At 65.0% G+C, this 5412-nt stretch carries 5 protein-coding genes and 1 pseudogene; 4 read left to right on the top strand and 2 right to left on the bottom strand.

Annotated elements, in window-relative coordinates; genetic code table 11:
- From drmB to AB4Y86_RS11145, 3 genes are all read left to right on the top strand, one after another.
- Nucleotides 1-1101, top strand: a 1101-nt coding sequence (drmB, locus tag AB4Y86_RS11155; RefSeq protein ID WP_441402300.1) for a DrmB family protein, incomplete at its 5' end; no start/stop codon positions are given.
- 920 nt (nt 1102-2021) lie between these two features.
- A complete protein-coding gene (locus AB4Y86_RS11150) occupies nt 2022-2567 on the top strand; it encodes a hypothetical protein (protein ID WP_441402299.1) in 546 nt (181 codons plus the stop codon).
- A 39-nt stretch (nt 2568-2606) separates the two neighbouring features.
- A complete protein-coding gene (locus AB4Y86_RS11145) occupies nt 2607-2846 on the top strand; it encodes a hypothetical protein (protein ID WP_441402298.1) in 240 nt (79 codons plus the stop codon).
- Between the two features lie 22 nt (nt 2847-2868).
- Here the strand turns inward: AB4Y86_RS11145 and AB4Y86_RS11140 are convergent.
- Together AB4Y86_RS11140 and AB4Y86_RS11135 are read right to left on the bottom strand one after the other, a co-directional pair.
- A pseudogene (locus tag AB4Y86_RS11140) lies at nt 2869-3471 on the bottom strand (FAD-dependent oxidoreductase); the annotation flags it as partial.
- Between the two features lie 56 nt (nt 3472-3527).
- A complete protein-coding gene (locus AB4Y86_RS11135; protein ID WP_441402297.1) occupies nt 3528-4154 on the bottom strand; it encodes an HNH endonuclease in 627 nt (208 codons plus the stop codon).
- A gap of 186 nt (nt 4155-4340) precedes the next feature.
- Here AB4Y86_RS11135 and AB4Y86_RS11130 point away from each other — a divergent pair, with 186 nt between their 5' ends.
- Nucleotides 4341-5396, top strand: coding sequence for a 2,3-butanediol dehydrogenase (locus AB4Y86_RS11130; protein WP_441402296.1), 1056 nt, complete (start codon nt 4341-4343; stop codon nt 5394-5396).
- Nucleotides 5397-5412 lie beyond the last annotated feature (16 nt).

Genomic DNA, 5412 nt, shown 5'->3' with positions numbered 1-5412 from the left:
GTCGAGATGCACGAGTTGATGCGTCACCCGGCGGTGAGTGCGACCATGCGGACCCTGCACACAGCCTTCGGCGAAGATCTTGATGTCGCGGTATTGCGTAAGACGCTAATGCGCAACGTTCCACCCGAACGATTTAAGCCGATCTCGGATGAAGAACTGATGGCCGGCTATCGAGACCTGCTGGGGGTCGAAGGGCCGCAGCCAGAGTTGAGCGAGGAAGGAGGTACGGAGCTCCTTACGGAAGACGACGAATGGCGCTATCCCGAGTACGTTGCGATCCGCGAAACGCCGAAGGACGACTACTTGACGGCGACCAATCCTGGAATGCACTCCGACCTGTCGTCGCATTTCGACCGTGTGAGGAGCGTTGATGTCCTAAGGGAGACGAGGGCGCTCCGTGGCTTTACGCGGGTGCGAGATGACGTTCTCAAGCTCAGCGTCGGTAAGGCTCTCTTACGCCGCCAGTCCCTTTCACCTGAACAGGACTGGCTGCCTGCATACGTCGTGAAGGGCGAGGGGATCTATGTCGAGTTTGATAGTGATCGCCTCGCGAAGTGGGAGGCTCGATCTGAGGTCCAGGCACGAGCGGACAAGATCACTTCGCACTACGGCCGCGTTGCGTCGCAGCGTGGGCTCCATGCACGCACGCTCAGCCCACGGTTCGTACTGCTGCATACGCTGGGCCATCTGCTGATTAACCAGCTGGTTTTCGCCTGTGGTTACAGCTCAGCGTCCCTTCGGGAGCGGTTGTATGTATCTGATGCAGCCGATCGGCAGACAGCAGGACTCTTGCTCTACACTGCGGCGGGAGACTCTGAAGGAACAATGGGCGGGCTAGTCAGGATGTCTCGCCCGGACAATCTGCGGTCGGTCTTTGCATCGGCGCTGAGCGGAGCACGTTGGTGTTCGACGGACCCAGTTTGCATGGATGCAGGCGAGAAGGGGCAGGGTCCCGACTCGTGCAACCTCGCGGCCTGCCACGGATGCGCGTTGTTGCCTGAGACCAGCTGTGAGCAGTTCAACCGGTTCCTGGATCGCGGTCTGGTGATCGGGACTCTCACCGATCCAACGCTTGGCTACTTTTCCGATCTGAAACTGTAACCTCAAGAATTGTGCCGTCGCGTCAAGTGGGGACTGATCGGGGACGTCCATCAGCCGGTGGTGAACTGTCGGCAATTTGAGCAAAGGTCTGTCGGGCGCGAGGTTCCCTAGACATCAGGGGAGCCTGGCCCAGCTGAACCTCTGTACATGAACTTCGTCTTTTAGAGCTGCCCCGACGATCTAGGTAGCCTTCATTGCGGAGGCCTTCCGGAACTTATCCACGCCGAGTTTCTGCAGCGGCGTCCCCGTCTGACCAAGTTGACCAAACGGTCAATTTTCTAACATCTACGCTTCCGGACAGTCCGAGGCCTGGCCTGGATCTTGTCTATCACGGAAAGAAGTTTGACCGCTTGGCTCCTTGGTTTCCCGTGCAGGTTGAGTGCATTATCTAGACGTCTCTGCGGCGGTACCCCCGGGAGGCCGCCGGACGGGAGGGACGCGCGGGCGTTGGAAGAAGCCGTTCGCCAAGACCACGTCCTCTGTCGGCGTCCGCCGACGGTCTCCACGATGAAGTGGCCGCCCACCGGCGTGATCCGGATGGCCTCCGTGCCCGGCTGCACCGCTCGGGGGTGGCGTACTTCAGCTCCGGCAGCACGAACGAGGAGTTGGTCGTGTTCAGGTAGAAACTGTCCCACCGGTCCCGGCGCGCCCCACCCAGAGCATCCCGCCGCTCCAGCACCTGGTGCTCAGCGCCGGCCGGGGCGAGCCAGCAACTGGTGACCAGTCCCGCCTGTCCGGACTCGACCACCACGGTGTTGACTCTCTGCGAGTCGGTGACGGGCAGTTGCTTCGGGGGACGGCATGACTGCTACTGGCGGCCTGACCATGGCGGCGCGGCCTGCCCGGCTCCCTATACGCCGAAGGTGGGTTCCCCCAAAAGTGCGGGACACTGGAAGTCCCGACCATGAAATCGGGCCGCCTTGATCAGCCTCCAGCACGATGCCGACGGCTTCATCCGGCTTCATCCGGCCGAGTCCGTGGGACTGAGCGGGGTCGGCGGCGCCGGCCTTCTCAATCCGCTGCTGTATCCGTGGGAMCYGCCCGYGGCCTCGGGCGTCATGGACGGCAATGACTTCCGGCACCTGGAGCCCTCAGCCGGGCTCGATGAAGCCTTCGCGCGCGCCGGCGCGGCACCGCTGGAAGCCCGTTCCCGGGTGGTCTCCATCGGCTCGAATTCAGGCGCCGACGTGATGCGGCGGAAATTCGCCAACTCCCACCAGCCCGTCAGCGCGGTCCTGCCGCTGGTCCGGGGGCAGTTCCACAACATCGCCGTTGGCCACTCCGCGCACGTGAGCAAGGCCGGCTACATCGCCCCCGCCCCGTATCCGCTGATGGGAGAGTGCACAGCGGTCTGGCTGTCGTGGCTGGACGATGTCCAGCTCATGGCCCTCGACGAAACGGAGCCCAACTACCGGCGGATCCAGCTCGACGGCGAAGCCTGCCCGCTCGTGGCGGACCACGGGTAACGTCCGGAGGAGTTCTCGCTGTTCACCTCGCGCTGGGGCGTGCTGACCGATGGCGACGGCGGGAAGCTTCCCTTCCTCGAGCAGCCTGCCCTCTTCGGGGTCCTCGCCGGCAGCGGCACCGGGGACCTCCTGGAGGAGGGGAAGTCCGTTTTCGAAGGGCCCCCGGAGATTATTGCCGAGCGACTCGCCATCCCGTCGGTCCAGGCCTGGGCCAGGGACTGGTTCAACTCGGCGGGCCTCGCCGCTCCAGTGGACGTCGACGGGCCTTGCCCGGGGTAGCCGTCCCTCTGGAACGTCGGCTTCACCGGGCGGCGATGTTCTCGGCGATGTGCTGCGCAATGTACTCGGCGTCGCGGCCCACGCCCGCCACGATAGACGAGCCGTGCCCGGTCAGCCACGGCARSCCGACGGCGTASARGCCCGGGTGTTCGGTGACGCCGCGGYGGTGSCGGGGGTAGTTCCATTCGTCCAGCACCGGGATGTCCAAGATGCTGAAGTCCAGCCGGTAGCCCGTGGCCCAAAGAATCGACGTGACGTTGGCGGCTTCGAGGTTCAGCCGTGCCGGCTCGGAAGGAAGCCAATCGTCTTTCCGCGGCGGCTCCGGCTCGGGTGCCGACATGCCAGTGGCGGCAATATAGCTGTCGAACATCGGCTTCATCCGCTGGTAGAACGCCGACTCCACCAGCCCCACGCGTTCCGGAAGGTCATCACTGAAGACGAGGTCGCCGTCGTCGGCTGTTTCCAAATGGCCGTGCAACCGGACGCCGCGCCGGCCGAAGTCCCGCAGGTGGATGTCGTGGCCGCCGTCGGCGCCGGACACCAGCGGGTTGCAGGCGAACCTCGCGGCGGGGGAGGGCAACTGGCCCACGGTGAGGCCGTTCAGTCCGTAGTCGGGGCCGAATTTGCAAGCTGCTCATCCCGTAGAGGAGGTCCACGGGCTGACGGCTCCGCTCAGGCAACTCAAGCTAAGCGTCGCCGGTCGCCGACGCAGACGGAACTCTCTGGCACAACGTACCCACGCCGTCGTCGTTCTATCCTTGCCTGCTGACCGGGCGAGGGAATCCTCGCGCCTTTCGCGCGGTTGCACCTCGCGCAGGCGGCGACGAAATTCTGCAGGGTGGTGGAGCCGCCCTTGGACCACGGGTAGAAGTGGTCTCCGTGCTCAGCGGGCCGCGAGCAGCGACGCCTGAGTCCAGCCTCCATCTCGCACTGGCCGCCGGCCCGCGCCATGCCCTCCCTGCGTTGCTGGCGGCTGAAACGCCGAACCGGGTCCCGCCGCCGCACATCGCGGCCGTGGACAACCACCGCAACAATGAACAGAACCACGAGCAACAGCCCCGGAAGGGCCACCGCAGCCAGAACGCTGTCGACAAGGCTGCGAAAGACCTCGGTGACCGTTGATTTGCTGTTCGCTGCGCCGACATCCCCCTTCGGCATCAGCGCCAGGACGACCGAGACGGCTAACCAGACGATCGCAGCAGAGTAAGCGAGACGCAGAGCCTGCCGGCTCCAGTAGATGCGTTTCAGTTCCACCATCGGTTCATTCCCCCAAATGAGTTCCAGCCGGCCGCGCTGCTGCGATGCCAATGGAACAGATCGTACCGTCCTGAGTCAGCAACGTCCGGAGTTGGTCGAAGCGTGCAGCCGCCCTCATAGTGCAGGGTCTGTCGTCCCTATCTATGCCAGCACCCCGGTGGGAGGATGAGCGGGCTGGGCCAAGGCACGCGGCACGTCTCAGAAAATTCGTCGTATCCACCGAACGGAAGGATCATCATGAAGGCAGCACGTTTCCATGGCCGCAAGGACATCCGGATCGAGGACATCCCCGAGCCGGAGCTCCGGGCCGGCGCGGTGAAGATCGACGTCGCGTGGTGCGGCATCTGCGGCACGGACCTGCACGAATATCTGGAAGGCCCCATCTTCTGCCCCGCTCCGGGGCATCCGCACCCGCTCTCCCATGAAGAGGCACCAGTAACCTTGGGGCACGAATTCTCCGGGACCGTCTCCGAGGTCGGCGAAGGCGTGGAGGGAATCGCGGTGGGCGACAACGTCGTCGTCGAACCGTATTTCGTGGACGGCGACTGCGACATGTGCCAGGCGGGCAGCTACCACCTGTGCCGGCAGATGGGCTTCATCGGGCTCTCCGGCGGCGGGGGCGGGCTCAGCGAAAAGATCGTGGTGGACAAGCGGTGGGTGCACCCCATCGGTGACATCCCCCTGGACGAAGCGGCCCTGATCGAGCCGCTCTCCGTGGCCCACCACGCGGTGGCGCGCAGCGGCGCCAAGGCCGGCGACGTCGCCCTGGTGGGCGGGTCAGGCCCCATCGGACTGCTGACCGCGGCCGTCCTCAAAGGCATGGGCGTGACCACGATCATCAGCGAACTGACCCAGGCGCGGAAGGAAAAGGCCGTCTCCAGCGGGGTGGCGGACCACGTGCTGGACCCCAGCCAGGAGAACGTCCCGGCCCGGGTGCTGGAACTCACCGGCGGGACCGGCGCCGACGTCGCCTTCGAATGCGCCGGCGTGAACGCGGTGCTGGACACCATGCTCGACGCCGTCCGGCCCGGGGGAGTGGTGGTCAACGTGTCCATCTGGGGCGCGCCCGCCACCGTGGACATGCAGAAGCTGGTGCTCAAGGAGATCGACCTGCGCGGCACCATCGCCTACGTCCGGGACCATCCCGCGGTCATCAAGATGGTGCAGGAGGGCAAGGTGGACCTCAAACCGTTCATCACCGGCAAGATCGCGCTGGAGGACCTCGTGGAGCAGGGCTTCGATACCCTCATCAACCACAAGGACACGGCCGTGAAGGTGCTGGTGCATCCGTAAGGCGGGACCCCAGCCG

The organism is Arthrobacter sp. 2YAF22_2 (assembly GCF_052114645.1).
Lineage (GTDB): Bacteria > Actinomycetota > Actinomycetes > Actinomycetales > Micrococcaceae > Arthrobacter.
This window is presented reverse-complemented; position numbering and strand designations above follow the sequence as displayed.